Origin of the sequence: Natronomonas marina (assembly GCF_024298905.1) — an archaeon.
In the GTDB taxonomy this organism is placed as follows: Archaea; Halobacteriota; Halobacteria; order Halobacteriales; family Haloarculaceae; genus Natronomonas; species Natronomonas marina.
In genome coordinates this window covers 2,666,138-2,684,345 of the sequence record NZ_CP101154.1, presented here as the reverse complement: position 1 = coordinate 2,684,345, position 18,208 = coordinate 2,666,138, and the positions used below count along the sequence as shown (strand labels likewise).

The following is an 18,208-nucleotide window of genomic DNA, read 5'->3' as shown; positions in this document are numbered from 1 at the left end:
CGGTTTCACTCGTCGCGCTCTCGCTTCTCGACGACGCTCGGGTGCATCGTCGGCTCGTCGGGGTGCTGTTCGGCGAACGCCTCGGACATCACCTCGATCGACTCCCGTTCGCGGCGGCGGCGTTCCTCCTCGCTGATTTCCTCACAGCCCGGTGGGACCTCCCGGCCCCGCTCGGTGAAGTACCCCTCGGGAGCCACCCAGTCGTGGTAGTACGGCACGTCGGAATCGTCGACGAGGGCGACGGCCACCTCCGCGCCGTGACCGGCGGCGACGACGGCCTGGTGGGGTTTCTCGGCGATTCGGCCCGCCGCGTAGAGGCCGTCGACGCCGGTGCGGCCGCACTCGTCGACGTCGACGTAGGTCTTCGAGCCGCGGTCGAGGAGGCCGACGCCGTCGACGTCGGCGAGGTAGTCGGTGTCCGACCAGGAGGCGACGACGACGTAGTCGGCGGCGAGGTCGAACTCCTCGTCGCTCTCGACGCGGAGGCGGAACCCCTCGTCGGTCGCCTGCAGGTCCGTCACGAGGCCCTGCTCGAAGAGACAGCCGTTGCGGCCCGCCTGTTCCTCCAGGAGGTCCAGAAAGAGCCGCGAGTTGACGCCGGCCGGGAAGCCGGGCACGTTCTCGAGGTGGGCGTTCCGCCGGAGGATGGACTCGCCGTGGTCGACCACGACGGTGTCGAAGTCGGCGCGTGCGGTGTAGGTGCCGGCGGTCAGGCCGGCGACGCCGCCGCCGACGATTGCGACGCGCGGGGTGTCGGTCTGGCTCATGCGTGGGGCTTCCGCGTCCGCCCCTACAAACGCCCCGGTTCAGGCCCGCGTACGGTTTAAGCCGCCCGCGGCCCACCTCCGACCGTGACCGAGTTCGTACTCTACGGCGGGAAGGGCGGCGTCGGCAAGACGACCTGTGCCGCGGCGACGGCGCTGAAGCGGGGCCGCGAGGACGGCCCGACGCTCGTCGTCTCGACGGACCCCGCCCACTCGCTGTCGGACGTCTTCGACACGGAGGTCGGCCCCGAGCCGACCCGGGTCCGAGAGGAGGCGGACCTCTGGGCGGTCGAGGTCGACCCCGGCGAGCGCATCGGCCAGTACCGCGGGCAGGTCTCGGCGGCGCTCGAGGAACTGGAGGACCTGGGCATCTCGCTGGACGAGAGCGACGTCGACGACGTCATCGAGGCCGGCGTCGCGCCGGGCACCGACGAGGCCGCCGCGATGGACCTCTTTCTGGACTACATGGACGACCCCCGATTCGACTACATCGTCTTCGACACCGCCCCGACCGGGCACACCCTCCGGCTGCTGAAACTGCCGGACGTGATGAGTTCCGCGATGGGGAAGCTCATCTCGGTCCGCTCGCAGGTCTCCTCGCTTGCGGACTCGGTGCGGAGCTTCATGGGCGGCGAGGACGAGGACGACGAGGAGGGCGTCGACGTCGACGTGGACCTCGACGAACTGAAAGCGCGGATGGAGCGGGTCGCCGACGCGCTCCGGGACCCCGAGCGCACGGAGTTCCGGGTCGTCCTCATTCCCGAGACGATGGCCGTCCTGGAGACCGAACGGCTGCTGGCGGAACTGGACGCCTACGACGTCCCTGCGGGCCGCGCGATCATCAACAAGGTCATCGAGGACCCCGAACCCGCCTGCGACCTCTGTCGGTCCCGCCACGAGAGCCAGCAGAAGCGTATCGCGGAGGCCCGCGAGCGGTTCGACCTCCCCATCACGCTCGTCCCGCAACTGCACGGCGAGGTCCACGGCCTAGAGGCCGTCGAGACGGTCGCCGACCGGCTCTGAGGAAGCGGCCGGGCCAGCCTGTCGGGACGCCAACCCTTAGGGAGGCGGCGACCGAACGGGGGACGTGGACAGCGTCGAGGTCTCGACCGAGGTGTACCTGCCGCCCGAGGAGGTCTACGAGTTCCTGCTGGACTTCCCCCGGTACGCCCGCTACTCCGAGCACCTCACGGGCGTCAGGCAGTTCGGCGACGGGACGCCCGGCACGGAGTACGAACTCGACTTCTCGTGGTGGAAGCTCTCGTACACGGCCCGCTCGCGGGTCACCGACACGGACTCGCCGAACCGCATCGACTGGCGGGTAATCAAGGACGTCGACGCGGTCGGTCGCTGGCGGGTCGAGCGTCTCGACGACGAGGAGACCCGGGTCACGCTCGTCGTCGAGTACGCGCCCGGGTCGGCCGACGACGACGCCCTCGAACTGCCGCGGTTCGTCTCGCTGGACTGGGTCGTCGAGAAGGTCAAGCCGAAGGTCAGGACGGAGGCCGAGCGGGTCGTCCGGCGCATCGTCGCCGACCTGGAGGGCGAGCCACGCGACGTGACGCTGGAGATAGAGACGGTCTGAGGCTCCAGCCCCGCCGGAACCTGGCAGTTTTCCAGCTCGACGAAAGATAAATGTAGCTCGGTGTCGTGGCGGGAACGTACATGGTGGGGTGGCCCGGACACGGCCGTTCGAGAATCGAGACGCCGACAGTCGAGACGGGGGTCGCTCGGGCGCCCGCTGGCGGGGTGGTTCGGTCGTGAACGACGGCGGTCCGTCGGCCCTCCGGCGGGCGGCAGTCGTCGGCTTCGCCGCACTCCTCGCGTCTGCGCTTCTGTTCCCGTCGCTTCTGGTCGGCAGCGCCGTCGCCGCCGTGGAGTCCTCCGAGCGGACCCTCGGGACGACCCAGGTCGACCCGGGACAGACCGTCGAGGTGACCGTCGAGACGCGACTGGCCGAGGGCGGGAATCGCGTGGCGATAAGCGACGACTTCTCGCCGGGCTTCGCCGAGGTCGAGATAACCGAGACCCGGGTCAACGGGGAGTCGACGCTGCCGGTCATCGCCGCGACCAACGAGAGCTTCATCGAGGTCGGCTTCGAGGAGGACTTCTCGGCCGGCGACACGATAACGGTCGTCTACGAGGTGACCGTCCCGGAGGACACCGGGGACGGGCAGGTGTTCGCCTTCGACGGGGAGGCGGCCATCGACAGCACCGACCCCGTCGCCCACGAGGGTGACGGCCAACTGAGCGTCGGCGACGGGTCGATAGCCGTGACGGGGTACGACCTCGGGGCGACGGAACTGAACGTCGGCGAGACGCTCGCCGTCGAGGCGACGGTCGCCAACGGCCGAAACGACCCCGCCAACCTCGACGTGAAACTGCTGGTCGACGGCAGTACGGTGGCCAACGAGACGGTCGCGCTGGGGGGCGGTGAATCGAGGACCGTCGATCTCGAGGCGGCGTTCGACGCCGCGGGGAGCTACGACGTAACGGTCAACGATCTGGAGGCGACGGCCGTCACCGTCGAGGCGGCCGATGACTCGACGCCGGCGGAGGGACCGACCCCGACGCCCATCGCGTCGCCGGTTCAAGAGTCGGAGTCGTCGCCGACCGGGGAGGACGGAAGCAGTGATGACGAGGACGGCGGCGACGCGGACCCCTCGACGACGGACTCGGCGTCGTCCCCGACGGCGACGGACGGCACCGCCGCCTCGACCGACACCGACGACAGCCCCGGCTTCGGCGTCCCGGTCGCGCTCGTCGCCCTGCTCGCGGCGGCGCTCGTGGTAGGGCGTCGTTACCGCAGATAAGTATTGACGATATTACAATAGTCGGAACCCGAAGAGGGAGGTCCTCTCTACGATCAGTATTCGTTCCTTAACGTAGTCATATGGAATATAATTTATCCGTAGGTTTTTTTATGCTTACATCATGGCATAGCCCATGGCAAGCAATAGCCATCGACAAACAGACGACGAAGAGTCGGATTCCGACGGGTCTGTTGGCGGGGCCAGGGGTGGCGACCGGGACGGACCGACCGAGGACGACGATTCGTCGATAGGACTGTCGCGGCGGTTGTTGATGCGGGCGTCGGCGGCGGCCGGGATTCCCGGACTCGCCGGCGTCGCTGCCTCGGCGTCGTCGAGCACCCAGCAGCAACGCGAGGGCGAGACGATTCAGGGGAGCACGATTCGGGCCGAGGCCTTCTCCGACGACCTCGCGGCGGCCATAGCGACAACGAACTTCAACAACGTCGTCACGAACGCGAGTTTCGCGGGGGCCAACGAGCAGGCCACCCGCTTCGACAGCACCGTCAACAGCGGCAGCGGGATGCAGGGGTTCCCGCTGGAGGGCGAGGAGTTCGTCGTACTGAGTTCGGGGCTGGCGGCCGACGCACCGGGCGACCCCGGAACGTTCCTCAGCACCAACGTCTCCAACGGGCGGTCGTTCAACGACTACTCGCCCGACGGGTACGACGCGTTCAACGTCGCCGACATCGAAATCAGTTTCCAGGTGCCCGAGGACGCACAGGGCATCGGCTTCGACTACCGGTTCGTCAGCGACGAGAGCCCGAGTTTCCTCGGGTCCAATTTCCAGGACTTCTTCGAGGCGGTTCTGTTTACGCCCGACGGCTTCGAGAACATCGCACTCATCAACGGCAAATCGGTGACGCTCGACGTGGCCGATACGGTGGCGAACACGCCCGGCGGGAGTTCCCAGAGCCCGAGCCCGCCGCTGCCGGACCCACAGGACACCGCGTTCAACGCCGTCACCGAGCTACAGACCGTCACGAGGAACATCTCCGCCTACCAGGGCGAGGAACTGACCATTCTGTTCCGGGTCGCCGACGCAAGCGACGGCATCTACGACTCGGGGGTGTTCCTCGACAACCTTCGGTTCACCAACGACGTCAAGACGGACACGGACGCGTTCAGGGCCGCCCTCGAGAGCTACGAGGACGCCTTCAAGACGCTGCTCGAGAGCCAGATGAAGGCGCAGGCCCACTACATCGCTACTCTCTACAACGAACTCGGCGACACCTTCGCGAACACGCTGGTGAACTCCTGGGGCTACCGGGCCGGCCAGGTGTCCGAAAGCGAGTTCGGCGAGGAGAACGCGGCGGCCTTCGATTCGCTTCTGAACTCCGCCAACGAGAAGGGCGACTTCCAGGTCACCGAGGAGCGCGCGCTGGCGCTGTACGAGTTCTACGACGAACTGTTCGCCAACGTCTCGACGGACAGTACCCTCGAGACGATGAAACAGCAGATGACCGCCTACCACCTCGGGTCCGCCCAGGGCCAGGAGGCGCCGCTGCTGTTCGACGGCGGCAGCACCTTCGCCAACATTGTCGGGGAGAGCTGGAACGTCCAGCAGGAAGTGTTCGACTTCATCGGCCAGAACTACGACCCCGGTGCCGGCGAGTACCAGACGCTCACGGCGGCGGTGAACAACCTCGCCGAGCGCTTCGAGAACCGGGCCCAGCGGTTCATCGACCAGAAGGAGCGGCAGGCCGAGGAGGTGCTGTCGGTGCCGAACAACACCTGGCTTGAGGTCCACTCCGAGACGCTGGGCTCGGGCGTCGACTCCCAGGACGTCGAGGAGGAGGTGGCCGTCGGGGCGGCCGCGGTCCTCCTGTTGAAGGCCGCCGCCATCGGGACGGCCGGGCTGATGGCCGGCTACACCGCCGCGAAGTGTGCGGGCGGTTACACCGCCGAGTACGCCATCGACGGCGTCGAGACGACCGAGTTGAGCGTGAGCAACCCGCTGGCCGATAGCTGGGGCACGGGGGTCAACCTCGGTGCCATCCTGAACAGTTACACCGACAACGAGGCCACCCAGACGCAGTCCAGCATCTTCCTGACCGGGTTCAAGAACGGCGCGAAGTTCGGCGCGAAGGACCTGCTGAAGGACGGCCTCGTTCTCCTCCTCGAGTGGGGGGCTGCCCAGGAGGCCGACGGCGAACTCGACGTCTCGCTGCCGAACGTCACCGAGGAGGAGGACCTCGGGTTCTTCGGGTCGCTGTGGAACTCCATCAAGTCGCTGTGGTCCGGCCAGAGCGTCAACGACTCCTCGCTCGGGAAGGCGACGGGCACGATCACGGTGTCGAACACCTCCGACGTCGAGTACAAGCCCAAACTGAACGCGGAGTACCAGCTGTTCCACGGGCAGAACGACTGGGCGGGCTACGTGCCGCAGATTTCCGGCGACAACAGCCCGATGTCGCCCGGCGAGACCCGCGATTTCGACGTCACCTACCGCGCGCCGCTGGACACGACCGTGCTGTCGGGGGCGATGCGGGTCGACCTCGCCGTCTCGCCGACCATCGACGTCCCGACCGGCTGGGACGACGTCGTCCCGGTCGGCATCTGCGAGACGGACTACTACGCCGTCGAGAAGAACACCACGGCCGGCTCGTTCAAGGTCAACGAGCAGTGTACGGTCCAGACCGTCGCCAACGACAGCATGCAGGACGGCCAGAAGGAGACCTACACCTACTCGGTCGCCTCCGACACCCAGAAGGCGCTCATCAAGCTCAACTACTCCGGCGAGCCGCACTACTCGGACCTGCACGTCTACGACAGCAACGGCAACCACACCGGCTACAACTACAACACGAACGGGATCGAAGAGGGGATTCCGAACTCGACGCACTCCGGTCGGGACACCGGCCAGGACCAACAGGAGTTCGTCACCATCGAGGGCGACCTCGAGACGGAGTACGAGGTCGAGATCGTCACGCCGGAGGTCGGGACGGTCTCCCAGAGCGTCCAGGCGGAGGCGACGACCGTCGACTTCGACGTCGAGAGCACGGACGTGCCGACGCTGGACCCGAAGATGGCGACCTCGGCGGACGTCTCCATCGACGGCGTCGAGCGCGGCGGGTCGTCGTCGTTCGGCGCCACCATCAAGGAGGCCAACGGCGACAGCGACCTCGGGCAGGTGTCGCTGTCGGCCACCGGCTTCGACCACGAGGACGGCACGACCAGCATCGACGGCTCGGCGGTCTCCTTCGAGCAGAACGACTTCACGCTCGCCGCCGGCGAGTCGCAGGTCGTCAACGCCAGCGTCTCCATCCCCGACGGGGCCGCCGAGGGCTCCTACACCGGCAGCGTCGAGATAGCGCCCGAGAACGACGACACCCAGACCATCGACGCGACCATCGAGGTCGAGGTCCCGGTGTCGACGTTCGCCGACGACGCCGGCGTCGTCCAGAACCAGGGGCTGCGCGACTCCGTCGAGGAGTGGCGGACGAACTACATCGAGACCGACACCCTCCGGGACACGGTCAAGGCCTGGCGGACCAAGGAGCCCCAGTAGCCGCTCTCCGCGTCCCGCCGTTTCCGGGAGCATAAGTACCATCGACCGAATCTCCTTCCGAATGCGCGTCACATCGCCGTCGCCGCGGACGGTCGCGGCCCTCGTGCTCGTGGCCACCCTGGCCGTCGTCGCGCTGCCGGGCGTCGCCGTGCCCGCGGCGGCGGACAACGGCTCCGAGGATGTCTACGTCCACCCGGGCGTCGAGTCCGCCGACGGCGAGCGGGAACTGCTCGTGGGGTTCGAGACGGACGGTGGGACGCGCCGCGACGACGCCGAGTCGTTGCGGGCGGCCCGCCTAGAGGCGCAGTCCGCTCCGGTCGAACGGCTCCGTCGCACGGACGGTGTGACTGTCCTCCGGCAGTTCTGGGTCACGAACGCGGTCCTGATACGGGCCACGGAGGGCGTCGACGTCGGGACCGACCTCGCGGGCATCGAGGCGGTCGAGGAGATATACCTGAACTTCGAGACGAGGCCGTCGACGCCGGTTGCCACCGACGGCGTCGTCGAGACCGAGACCCACGACGCCGAGGAGGACGGCCTCGGCCAGGTGAACGCCCGGGCGGCCTGGGGGTCGTTCGACACCCGCGGGGCGAACGCGACGGTGGCGGTGCTGGACACCGGCGTCGACGACGACCACCCCGACATCGACCTCGCCGAGAACGGCTGGGCGGAGTTCGACGCCAGCGGCGACCGCCTCGACACGGAACCGCACGACCCGAGCGGGCACGGCACCCACGTCACGGGCGTCGTCGCTGGCGGGTCCGCAAGTGGGGAGTACATCGGCGTCGCTCCCGACGTGCGACTGCTGCACGGGAAGGTGCTGGACGACGGCGGTACCTTCGCCCAGATCATCGCGGGCATCGAGTGGGCGCTGGAGCGCGACGCGGACGTCATCAGTATGAGTTTCGGCATCCCCGCCAGTGACGACAGCGTCTACGAGGAGGCCTTCGTCGAGCCGATACGGACGGCCTCCGAGTCGGGCGCCGTCGTGGTGACCTCCAGCGGCAACACGGGCCAGGGAAAGACGGGGTCGCCGGGCAACGTCTACGACGCCGTCGCGGTCGGCGCGGTCGACGACGACGGCGAGGTTCCGGGCTTCTCCAGCGGCGAGACGGTCGACACCAGCGAGGCCTGGGGCGACGACGCGCCCGCCTCGTGGCCGGCGACGTTCGTCGTCCCCGACGTCGCCGCACCGGGGGTCGACGTGGTCAGCGCGGCCCCGGGCGGCGGCTACACCGCCGTCTCCGGGACGAGCGCCGCCGCGCCGTACGCCTCGGGGACGCTCGCGCTGATGGTCTCGGCCAACGGGAGTCTCTCGCGGGCCGAGGCGAAGTCCGTCCTCCGGGAGTCGGCCGTGCACCCCGACCCCTCGACGGAACCCGACGACCGGTACGGCGCGGGGGTCGTCGACGCCCACCGCGCCGTCACCGCCGCCGTCCACGACGGCAGCGTGGCGGGCACCGTCGAGACGGCCGACGGTGCCCCGGCGGTCGGCGTCGTCGTCCGGACGGCCCACGGGACGACCGGCCTGACGGACGAGTCGGGGCGGTTCTCGATACCGGTCCCGCCCGGAAGCCGGACCGTGACGGTCGACCCGTTCGGCTACACCGCTGCCTCCAGGACTGTCGACGTCGCCGCCGGCGGAAGCGGGAGCACCAACCTCGTCGTCTCGGAGACGGTCGACGTCCGGACTCACGCCGGCCAGCCGGACGTCGTCGCCGCCGGCGAGAGCTTCGACGTCGAACTGGAGGTGGCGAACCTGGAGACGTACGCGGTGGCAGTCGACGGCGAGCGGGGGACGCTCGGCGCCGAGAACGTGACGCTCCGCGTCGACGGCGAGGAGGTAGCCGCCGGCGAGACGGTGGCGGTCGAGAACGGCACATCCCGGGTGACTCTCTCGGTTTCGGTCGACGGCGACGCGACGGGGACGCTCGCGCTGAACCACACGGTGGCGGGGACCGACGAGACGGTCGTCGTCGAGACCGGGCCGACCGAGGCCATGGCCGACCCCCGTCCGGCGTCGTTCCGCATCACCGAGACCGCGTTCGGGGAGACGGTCGGCGCCGACCGGACGCTGGAGACGACCGCGGTCGTCGAGAACACGGGCGACTACACGGACACACAGTCGGTCGCCTACCGGGTCGACATCGGCGGCACGCAGCGGTCGTTCTACCGGCAGGTGACGCTGTCCGGCGGCGAGACGGCCGAGGTCTCCTGGACCGTCACCTTCGACGAGTTCGCGGGCGGCGAGTACGACCACCGGATCGAGACGGGCGACGACAGCGCGGCGGCCACCTTCGAGTACCTGACCAGCGAGTTCGTCGTCACCGGCGTCGAGGCACCCGCGACCGTGACGGCGGGCGAGACGGCGACGGTCTCGGCCACCGTCGAGAACGTCGGCGACATCGCGGGCGACGGGACAGCCGAGTTCTCGGTCGGCGGCGAGACGGTGGCCGGCCGCTCGGTCGACGGTGCGCCGGGCGAGACGGCGACGGTCGCCTTCGAGTTCGAGACGGCGACGCGCCCGACGGGCGTCTACGAGTACGTCGTCGGAACGCCGGACGACGCCGTCCGTGACGACCTCCTCGTCGAGGAACCGCCGATAACGGCGTACGCCGCCGAGGACGGCACCATCGGAAACGAGGGGCTGCGCGAGGCCAGCGAGGACTGGCGGGTCGGCCACCTCTCGACGGCGTCGTTCCGGGGGACGATCGACGAGTGGCGTACCAACGCGACCGTCACGGGGTAGTCGACGTTCGGCGTCGCCGTTCGGACACCACCCTCGCGGGCGCCGTCCTGTCTTTGGCCGCCAAAGTATGCGCAAAGAATAAATGCCTGTCCGTGACATGTGATTAGTGTCCATGATTGGGTGGTTGGCGGGGGGACCATCGTCGGTCGCGGCGGTGGTCGAAACGGATGTGTCCTACCCTGGAAGCCATCCGATTGGGGGTCGTGATCTATGGATACGAATTCCACACTAGCGTTCGAAGACAGGGGGACAGTACTTCTAATCGTCGCGGTGGTGGCGCTGTCGGCCGCGACGGTCGTCGCCTTCGCTGGCGGGGTGACCGCACAGGTCGACAGCTCCGAGCGGACTCTCAACGCCACCGAGGTCCAGCCCGGCGACACCGTCGAGGTGACCATCGAAGCCACGCTCGCAAACGGCGGGAGCAGGGTCGGCATCAGCGACGACTTCTCGCCGGAGTTTGCCAGCGCCGATGTAGATATACCGACGGTGAATGGAGACAGTGTGCTGCCGATCGTTAGCGTGAGCGATCCAGGCTTCATCGAGGTCGCCCTCGAGGAGGACTTCTCGGCCGGTGACACGATAACGGTCGTCTACACGGTCACCGTCCCGGAGGACGCCTCCAACGACCAGACGTACAGCTTCGACGGTACATCTGCCATCGACGACACAAGCGAAGTCTCCCACAGCGGCGACAGCGAACTCCTCGCGGGGTCGCCCGACATCTCCGTGACCGACTACTCCGTCGACAACACGACTGTCGGGCCGGGCGAGACGGTGACCGTCACCGCCAACGTCGAGAACACCGGCGCCATCGCCGGCGAGAAGGACGTGACGTTCGTGACGGACGGCACCGACGCCGAGAACCAGACGGTCTCGCTCGGCGCGGGCGAGTCCACCACCGTCGAGTTCACGACCTCCTTCAGCGACACCGGTGACCACACCGTGTCGGTCGACGACCTGTCGTCGACGACGGTCTCGGTTGTCACCTCCGACGTCTCAGTGACGGACTACTCGCTGTCCTCGACGCAGGTGGGGCCGGGCGAGCAGCTGACCGTCACCGCGACCGTCGAGAACACCGGCGGCCAGGACGGCCAGACCGACGTGACGCTTGTGACCGACGGCACCGACGCCGAGACCCAGACCGTCTCGGTCGCGGCCGGCGGCACCGAGACCGTCCAGTTCACGACCTCCTTCGCGGAGACGGGTCAGTACGACGTGACGGTCAACGACCTGTCGCCGACGACGGTCTCGGTCGTCCAGGCAGACCTCGCCGTGACGGACTACTCGGTCGACAAGACGAACCCCGACCCCGGGGAGACGATCACCATCACGGCCGACCTCACGAACACCGGCAGTTCCAGCGGCGAGATCGACGTGACGCTTGTGACCGACGGCACCGACGCCGAGACCCAGACCGTCTCGGTGCCGGCCGACAGCTCCGACACCGTCGAGTTCACGACGTCGTTCGCCGAGGCCGGCGACCACACCGTGACGATCAACGACCTCGAGCCGACGGCGATCCAGGTCGGATCGGCCGACGTCTCGGTGACGGACTACTCGCTGTCCTCGACGGAGGTCGAACCCGGCGAGGAACTCACCGTCACCGCGACGGTCGAGAACGCCGGCGAACTCGCCGGCGAGACGGACGTGACCCTCTACACCGGCGAGGACGTGCCCGCGCTCACGGCCGAATCCCAGACCACCAAGACGGTCTCGGTCGGTCCGGGCAACACTACTACCGTCGAGTTCACCACCTCCTTTGCGGAGGTCGGCCAGTACCCGGTGACGGTCAACAACCTCGAACCGACGACGGTCACCGTCGCCGATATCTCCGTAACCGACTACTCCGTCGACAAAACCGAGATCGAACTCGGCGAGACGCTCACGGTCACCGCGACCGTCGAGAACCTCAAGAGCACGACGGACTCGCTGGACGTCGAACTGCTGAGCAACGGCGAGGTCCAGGAGACCCAGTCCGTCTCGGTCGGTCCGGGCAACACCACGACCGTCGAGCTCACCACGAGCTTCGCGCAGATCGGCGAGTACGAGGTGGCGGTCAACGACCTCGATCCGACGACGGTGTCGGTCGTCGACATCGGCGTGACGGAATACTCGCTGAACAAGACCGAGGCCGAGCCGGGCGAGCCCGTCGGCGTGGAGGCGACCGTCGAGAACACCAAGAGCACGTCGGACACCCTCGAGGTGGTGCTGTCGACCGGCGAGACCACGACGGCGACCGAGAACATCACCCTCGACGGCGGCGAATCCGGGACCGTCCAGTTCACCACCAGCTACGAGGAGTTCGGTGACTACCAGCTGTCGGTCAACGGTCTCGAGCCGACGACCCTCACGGTCGGCGAACCGAACCTCTCGGTGACCGGCATCACCCTCTCGGAGGACGAGGTCCTGGTCGGCGCGCCGGTCATGGTCTCGGCGACGGTCACGAACGACGGCTCGATCACCGGTACCCTTGAGGTGACGCTGTTCGCCGACGGCGAGGAGGTCACGAGCGAGTCCATCTCGGTCGCCCCCGGCGAATCCGAGAACGTCGCCCAGGAGGTCGTCTTCGAATCCGTGGGCGTCGTCGAACTCTCGGTCAACGATGGGCCGCCCCAGCAGCTGACCGTCTTCGACTTCGAGGACGACGAGAGCGGGTCGGCCGACGACGAGCCGGCCGAGGAGCCGACGCCAACCGACGAGCCGGACGAGGAGCCGACACCGACCGACGAGCCGGCCGAGGAGCCGACGCCGACCGAGGCGTCCGACGACGATGACGACGAGCCGGCCGAGGAGCCGACGCCGACCGAGGCGTCCGGCGACGACGAGACCGACGAGACGCCGCCGTCCGACGCCGACGACCAGTTCGGCTTCGGCTTCGTCGCGGCGCTTGCGGCACTGCTGGCCGCGCTCGCAGTCCTGGCGACCCGGCGGGAGTAACGGCTCCCCCGGACCTCGAATCGACTACCGAACACCGGTAGCGAGCGAACGCCCGACGCTGGAGCTACTCGACGACGGAACGTTACTTCTCGAACCTGCTCGACGCGAAAAGGCAGCCGCAAAAACCGGTGCCGGTCGGCGACGGCGCTCTACTCGGTCTCGTAGTCTCCTCCATATTTCATGAAGAAGTAGCCGAGCCCCAGCGTCGTCGTCATGGCGAAGAAGGTCGCAACGGTCAGCGCGAGCGCCTGATCGGGGATGGTGATGGTGGGACCGCCGCCGCCCGTTTCGATGGTCGTCGTCTCGACGTCGTCGCCGACGGCGACGCCGCCCTTCATGCCCTGCCCCTCGTGGGGGATACACCGGTAGGTGGTGATACCGGCGTCCTCCTCGGTGAACTCGTACTCGTAGGTTGCGCCCTCCTCGCTGACGGGCGAGCCGCTGTCGAGGGTGGCCGGTCCCTCGTTCGTGTTGACGTTGTGGCCGCCGCCCTCGCCGGTCCACTCCCAGGTGACGGTGGTACCGGGCTGGACCCAGATGGTCGCCGGGTCGAAGGCGAGACCGTTCGAGCCGCCCCCAACCGAGACGGTCACCGCGTCCTGGCCGCGCGCGTCCTGGACATTCTCCTCGCTGTAGAGGTTCGCGCCGGTGAGGTAGGACCCGAAGACGGGGACGGTGTTCCCGGAGCCGCCGCCACCGCCGCCGCCGCCCGCTTCGGACTCGTTGCCGCTGGCCGTCGATTCGTTGCCGGTAGCCGTCGACTCGTTGCCGCCGCCCGCCGTCGCCGTCGGACTCTCCTGTGCGGCGGCCGTCGCGGCCGCGGCCGCCCCCGTGGCGGTCCCCGCCGCCGCCAGGAACCCGCGACGACTCACCTCGTTCGTACTCATGGTCGCGGTTAGGTCCCTCCCCGTACTGAATCTGTTCATTCGCAGCGACCTTTTTCCGCGTCGGTTTTCCTCGCGCGGCCCTGCGGGCCGCGCTGCGGGAACCTCTCCTTGAAAAACGTCGATGAAAAAAGGCCGGCGGCTCGCTCCGCTCGCCGCCGGAGAACCGCTCGCGCGCCTGCGGCGCGCTCGCGGCTGCTTTATCGAGCATCCGCACGAGCGAAGCGAGCCGACGGAGTACACGCTATGTTTCACGGCGCCGCAGGCGCCGTTCAACATACCGAGGCGGCGGAGCCGTGGTCCGAGAGACCCATCCGGCGTCTCTCGTCATCACGAGAGAGCAAAGCTCTCTCGAACGACCTCGCACCCCAGGTTCTTGCCGACCGCTCGCCGAGAGCGAACAGCCGTACAAAATCAGAGTGTATAGTCGTGGTCGCCGTCCTCGGTGTCGAGGAAGCCGACGAGCAACTCGACGGTGGCCGCCACGTCGTCGACGTGGACGCTCTCGGTCGGCGTGTGGAGGTACCGCGTCGGCACGGAGATGGCGCCCGCGGGGGTCGCACCGGAGACCCGCTGGAGACCGCCCGTGTCGGTGCCACCCGCCGGGAGCACCTCGAACTGGTGGTCGACGTCGTCGGCTTCGGCCACCGCGCGAAGCCGACGATGAACCTTGTGGTTCGTGATGACACTGGCGTCCTTCAGTTTGATGCCGACGCCATCGCCGAGTTCGGTGACGCGCTCGCCGGCCTCGAAGCCGGGGACGTCGTTTGCGACCGTGGTGTCGACGGCGACCACGAGGTCCGGACCGAGGTCGACGCCGAGCGCCTCCGCGCCGCGGAGACCGACCTCCTCCTGGGTGGTCGCGGCGAAGTGGACGTTCACGTCGGGCGCCTCGAGACGGCGTGCGGCCTCGAGCATTGCGAACACGGAGACGCGGTTGTCCAGGGCCTTCCCGGTGACGAACTCGCCGACCCGGGTCGTCGACTGGTCCATCGTGACGAGGTCGCCGACGGAGACGCGCTCCTCGACGGTCTCGCTCTCCAGGCCGAGGTCGACGTGGACGTCCTCGACCGACGGCTCGGCCTCGAGGTCGGCCTCGTCGAGCGTGTGCGGCGGGACCGACCCGATGAGCCCCGGGAGATCGCCCTCGTCGGTGTGGACGGTCACCCGCTGGGCGCGGAGTATCCGGGGGTCCCACCCGCCCAGCGCGTCCAGCTCGAGGAACCCCTCCTCGTCGACGTGTCTGACCATGAATCCGATCTCGTCCATGTGGGCGGCGACGACGACGTCGTAGTCGGCCTCGCCCTCGACGGTCCCGACGAGGTTACCCATCGCGTCCGAGCGGACGCGGTCGGCGTGCGGTTCGATCGCGCTTCGGACCTGCTCGCGGACGCGGTCCTCGTATCCCGGTACCCCCCGCTCCTCGGTGAGTGAGACCAGCAACTCGTAGTCGAGCCCCTCGTTCATACGCCCCTGTCGGGCGTCCAACGGGATAAACGGTGAGATTTCCTCAGAAGAACTCCTCGCTCTCGGGGAGGACGACCGTTTCGATGCCGTCGTCGCTCGTGAGGGTGACCGGGTCGTCGGTCGCTACCGTGCGTTCGGGTCGCCCGTCGGCGAGCAACTCGACGGGTGTCTCGTCGCGCTCGACCGCGAGGGTGACCGCCGCCGTCGGCAGCACCCACCGGTCGGCGTCGGTCGCAAAGGGCGCGATGGGGACGACCGCCACGACCCCGGTTCCCGGAGCTACGACGGGGCCGTCCGCCGACCGGTTGTACCCGACGCTGCCGGCCGGCGTCGAGGCGACGACGCCGTCGGCCCGGAACTGTGCGATCGGCTCGCCGTCGTGGCGGACCGAGAACTCCGAGATGCGTGCGGGTTCGGCGGCCATCAGCGCGACGTCGAAGAGGGCGCGCTCCCCCGTTCCGGTCGAGACGACGGGCCGCCGTTCGGTCCGGTACTCCCCGGCGAGGACTCGCTCGACGGCGTCGGCGCCCCCGGTAGCCGGCACCGACCGGACGCCCCTGCCGGCGTCGACGGGGAGGACTGGTGCGCCGACGCCCTGGCGGGCGCACTCGACGAGGGCGGTCTCGCCGCTGGCGACGACGAACGCCACGTCGTCGAACTCGTCGGGTGGGCCGACGACGGGCCGGCCCCCGGCGTCCTCGACGGCCGCCGCGAGGGAGGCGTCCCCGACGACGCCGACGCGCTGTCCGCTCATTGGGGATGGAAACGAACGGGGGGTTCAAAAGTCCCCCGTCGACGCGGCGACCGGTCTCCGCTCCCGTCCGCCGAACCGTCCACGGGAGGGTTTTTACCCCCGCACCGCAAGCACCGACACATGCGCAGCGTACTGGAGGAGTGGCGACCCGTGGTCGACGAGACCATCGAGTCGCTGCTCCCGCGGACGGTCGACGACGACTATCTCGCGGAGTTTTTCGGCGAACCGACGTACGCGTACGACCCGCCGGCGATCCAGCGCGCGCTCGCGGACCCGATCTGGGACCTGCTGGACCGCGGCGGCAAGCGCTGGCGGGCGGTGCTGTTTCTGTTGCTCGTCGACGCCTTCGGCGAGGACCCCGAGGAGTACCTCGAGTACGCGGCGATCCCCGAGGTGCTTCACAACGGGACGATCATCGTCGACGACGTCGAGGACGGCGCGACCCACCGCCGGGGGAGTCCGGCACTCCACCAGGCCCACGGCACCGACGTCGCGCTGAACGCCGGCAACGCGATGTACTTCCTGCCGCTGAAGGTCATCACCCGCGATCCGGCGGACCTGCCGGCCGAGACGCGACTGGCCGCCTACGAGATGCTGACCCACGAACTCAACCGGACGCATCTCGGCCAGGGAATGGACATCTGCTGGCACAACGACAAGGCCGTCCACGTCTCGGAGGCCGAGTACCTCGAGATGTGCGCCTGCAAGACCGGCTGTCTCGGCCGCATCGTCGCCCGACTGGCCGCCATCGTCACCGACAACTGCGACGCCGAGGCCGCCGTCGCCAGCTACGCCGAGGAGATGGCCGTCGCCTTCCAGATCGCCGACGACGTCCTCGACGTCGAACACGCCATGGAGGAGGGCGGCGAGTTCGGCAAGGGGACCGGCAACGACGTCCGGGAGGGCAAGAAGACGCTGATGGTCATCCACGCGGCCGAGCACGCCCCGCCGGCCGAGGTCGCCCGCCTCGAGGAACTGCTGTGGGCCGAGGACAACACCGACGAGGAGGTCCGCGAGGCCATCGCCATCCTCGAGGAGGCCGGCAGCGTCCAGTACGCCCGCGGGGTCGCCGAGGACCTCGCCACGAGTGCGAAGACCCACCTCGAGGGACTCGGCCTCGATCCCGGCCCCAGGGCCGAACTCGAGGGGTTCGCCGATTTCGTCGTCCAGCGGGAAACCTAGCCGCCGGCCCGCCGTAATTCGACGCCGACGGTCGTTCCTCGCGGATCGTTGTCGGTAATCCACACGTCGCCGCCGTACCGCTCGACGAGCGTCTCGACCAGGTACAGGCCCAGCCCCTGGCCGACGCTGGAGTCGTCCTGCTGGCCCGCCTCGAAGTACCGCTCGCGCTCGTCGGCCGGGATGCCGGGGCCGTTGTCCGAGACGCGAAGTTCGACCACGTCGCCGTCCCGTTCGGCGGTGACGACGACGCGCGGCGTCTCGGCGTCGTTGTGGTCGACGGCGTTGGCGAGCAGATTCTCCAGCACCGCGCCGAGCAGGTCGTCGCCCCGGACCGCCAGGTCGGCGGGCACGTCGACCTCGAACTCGGCGTCGGGATAGGCGCCGCTGGACTCCGAGACGGTCCGGCCGACCGTTGTCGCCAGTTCGACGTCCCGGAGCGGCATCGCCCGGGAGACCGAGTCGACGAGCACGCGGACGTTCCGGACGAGTTCGACGATGCTCTCGGCGCGCTCGTTTGTGGTCTCCAGCAGCGGGCGGCCCTCCTCGTCGACGTGCTCCTTGAGCAGCTCCGAGTTGCCCTTGACGACCTGCATCCCGTTGAGGACGTTGTGCCGGAGCAGTTCGTTCACGAACAGCAGCGTGTCGCGCTGTCGCTCGGCCCGCTGGGCCTCGACGGTCTCCTTGACCGTCGAGATGCCGATGAGCAGGCCGGCTATCGCGCCGCCGCCCGCCGCCAGCAGGATGGTCTGGATGAACGTCGGCTCCGAGAGGCTCTCGCCCTGGACCAGTTGCATCGAGTTCACCAGGACGACGATAGCGAGGATGCCGGTCAGCCCGATGAGCGTCCAGAGCCCGGCCCACCAGAGGCGGCGGCGGTCGAACTGCGAACTGGCGAGCCAGTAGCCCGCATACACCAGCACCAGCGAAAAGCCGCCGAGCAGCGATATCTCGATGAGTTCCAGCACGACGGCCGGCGTCGGGTCCAGCAGGCCGCCGCTGACGTAGTAGGCCCGGACGACGATGAGGTACCAAAGCGAGAGCCCGGCGAGGACGAGCCCGATGCCGCTCACGACCCACGCGGGGACGTTCAACAGCCCCGCTCTGATCTTCGGCCACCGGTTTCCCCCGCCCATGCCCTCCTCCACCGACC

At 68.7% G+C, this 18,208-nt stretch carries 12 protein-coding genes; 7 read left to right on the top strand and 5 right to left on the bottom strand.

All coding sequences use genetic code 11. The features are described 5' to 3' along the window. Positions 1-5: 5 nt before the first annotated feature. Entirely contained in the window at positions 6-767 is a 762-nt protein-coding gene (locus NLF94_RS14380) for an FAD-dependent oxidoreductase (RefSeq protein ID WP_254838318.1), read from the bottom strand. Positions 768-851: 84 nt separating this feature from the next. Between NLF94_RS14380 and NLF94_RS14375 the strand changes: the two genes are divergently transcribed. The 6 genes from NLF94_RS14375 to NLF94_RS14350 all read left to right on the top strand — a co-directional run bounded on the left by NLF94_RS14375 (position 852) and on the right by NLF94_RS14350 (position 12,771). After that, entirely contained in the window at positions 852-1,787 is a 936-nt protein-coding gene (locus NLF94_RS14375) for an ArsA family ATPase (RefSeq protein WP_254838317.1), read from the top strand. Between the two features lie 64 nt (positions 1,788-1,851). After that, entirely contained in the window at positions 1,852-2,349 is a 498-nt protein-coding gene (locus NLF94_RS14370) for an SRPBCC family protein (protein ID WP_254838316.1), read from the top strand. Positions 2,350-2,524: 175 nt separating this feature from the next. Then, complete coding sequence (locus NLF94_RS14365; RefSeq protein WP_254838315.1) at positions 2,525-3,577, top strand: PGF-CTERM sorting domain-containing protein; 1,053 nt, start codon at positions 2,525-2,527, stop codon at positions 3,575-3,577. Between the two features lie 133 nt (positions 3,578-3,710). Continuing rightward, a complete protein-coding gene (locus NLF94_RS14360; RefSeq protein ID WP_254838314.1) occupies positions 3,711-7,085 on the top strand; it encodes a choice-of-anchor L domain-containing protein in 3,375 nt (1,124 codons plus the stop codon). 61 nt (positions 7,086-7,146) lie between these two features. After that, positions 7,147-9,834 (top strand): S8 family serine peptidase, encoded by a 2,688-nt coding sequence (locus tag NLF94_RS14355; protein WP_254838313.1) that lies wholly within the window; start codon positions 7,147-7,149, stop codon positions 9,832-9,834. A gap of 210 nt (positions 9,835-10,044) precedes the next feature. Then, on the top strand, positions 10,045-12,771 hold the full coding sequence (locus NLF94_RS14350; RefSeq protein ID WP_254838312.1) for a CARDB domain-containing protein: 2,727 nt from the start codon (positions 10,045-10,047) through the stop codon (positions 12,769-12,771). 149 nt (positions 12,772-12,920) lie between these two features. Here the strand turns inward: NLF94_RS14350 and NLF94_RS14345 are convergent, their stop codons facing one another. From NLF94_RS14345 to NLF94_RS14335, 3 genes are all read right to left on the bottom strand, one after another. After that, entirely contained in the window at positions 12,921-13,658 is a 738-nt protein-coding gene (locus tag NLF94_RS14345; RefSeq protein ID WP_254838311.1) for a halocyanin domain-containing protein, read from the bottom strand. 411 nt (positions 13,659-14,069) lie between these two features. Next, the gene (locus NLF94_RS14340; RefSeq protein ID WP_254838310.1) at positions 14,070-15,122 is read right to left on the bottom strand and encodes a M42 family metallopeptidase; all 1,053 of its coding nucleotides are present in this window, start codon (positions 15,120-15,122) and stop codon (positions 14,070-14,072) included. 43 nt (positions 15,123-15,165) lie between these two features. After that, positions 15,166-15,876 carry an NAD(+)/NADH kinase gene (locus NLF94_RS14335; RefSeq protein ID WP_254838309.1) on the bottom strand — a complete coding sequence of 237 codons (711 nt, stop codon included), beginning with the start codon at positions 15,874-15,876 and terminating at the stop codon, positions 15,166-15,168. Between the two features lie 120 nt (positions 15,877-15,996). On the opposite strand from NLF94_RS14335, the gene NLF94_RS14330 reads away from it, so the two are divergent. After that, entirely contained in the window at positions 15,997-17,058 is a 1,062-nt protein-coding gene (locus tag NLF94_RS14330; protein WP_254838308.1) for a polyprenyl synthetase family protein, read from the top strand. Here the strand turns inward: NLF94_RS14330 and NLF94_RS14325 are convergent. Continuing rightward, on the bottom strand, positions 17,055-18,191 hold the full coding sequence (locus NLF94_RS14325; protein ID WP_254838307.1) for a sensor histidine kinase: 1,137 nt from the start codon (positions 18,189-18,191) through the stop codon (positions 17,055-17,057). The two genes, NLF94_RS14330 and NLF94_RS14325, sit on opposite strands and share 4 nt — an antisense overlap. Positions 18,192-18,208: the final 17 nt, after the last annotated feature.

What these genes read in the sequence shown, in the direction of transcription:
- NLF94_RS14380 (WP_254838318.1), bottom strand. Translation starts at nt 767, where the DNA reads ATGAGCCAGACCGACACCCCGCGCGTCGCAATCGTCGGCGGCGGCGTC.
- NLF94_RS14340 (WP_254838310.1), bottom strand. Translation starts at nt 15,122, where the DNA reads ATGAACGAGGGGCTCGACTACGAGTTGCTGGTCTCACTCACCGAGGAG.
- NLF94_RS14360 (WP_254838314.1), top strand. Translation starts at nt 3,711, where the DNA reads ATGGCAAGCAATAGCCATCGACAAACAGACGACGAAGAGTCGGATTCC.
- NLF94_RS14330 (WP_254838308.1), top strand. Translation starts at nt 15,997, where the DNA reads ATGCGCAGCGTACTGGAGGAGTGGCGACCCGTGGTCGACGAGACCATC.
- NLF94_RS14350 (WP_254838312.1), top strand. Translation starts at nt 10,045, where the DNA reads ATGGATACGAATTCCACACTAGCGTTCGAAGACAGGGGGACAGTACTT.
- NLF94_RS14335 (WP_254838309.1), bottom strand. Translation starts at nt 15,876, where the DNA reads ATGAGCGGACAGCGCGTCGGCGTCGTCGGGGACGCCTCCCTCGCGGCG.
- NLF94_RS14345 (WP_254838311.1), bottom strand. Translation starts at nt 13,658, where the DNA reads ATGAGTACGAACGAGGTGAGTCGTCGCGGGTTCCTGGCGGCGGCGGGG.
- NLF94_RS14325 (WP_254838307.1), bottom strand. Translation starts at nt 18,191, where the DNA reads ATGGGCGGGGGAAACCGGTGGCCGAAGATCAGAGCGGGGCTGTTGAAC.
- NLF94_RS14355 (WP_254838313.1), top strand. Translation starts at nt 7,147, where the DNA reads ATGCGCGTCACATCGCCGTCGCCGCGGACGGTCGCGGCCCTCGTGCTC.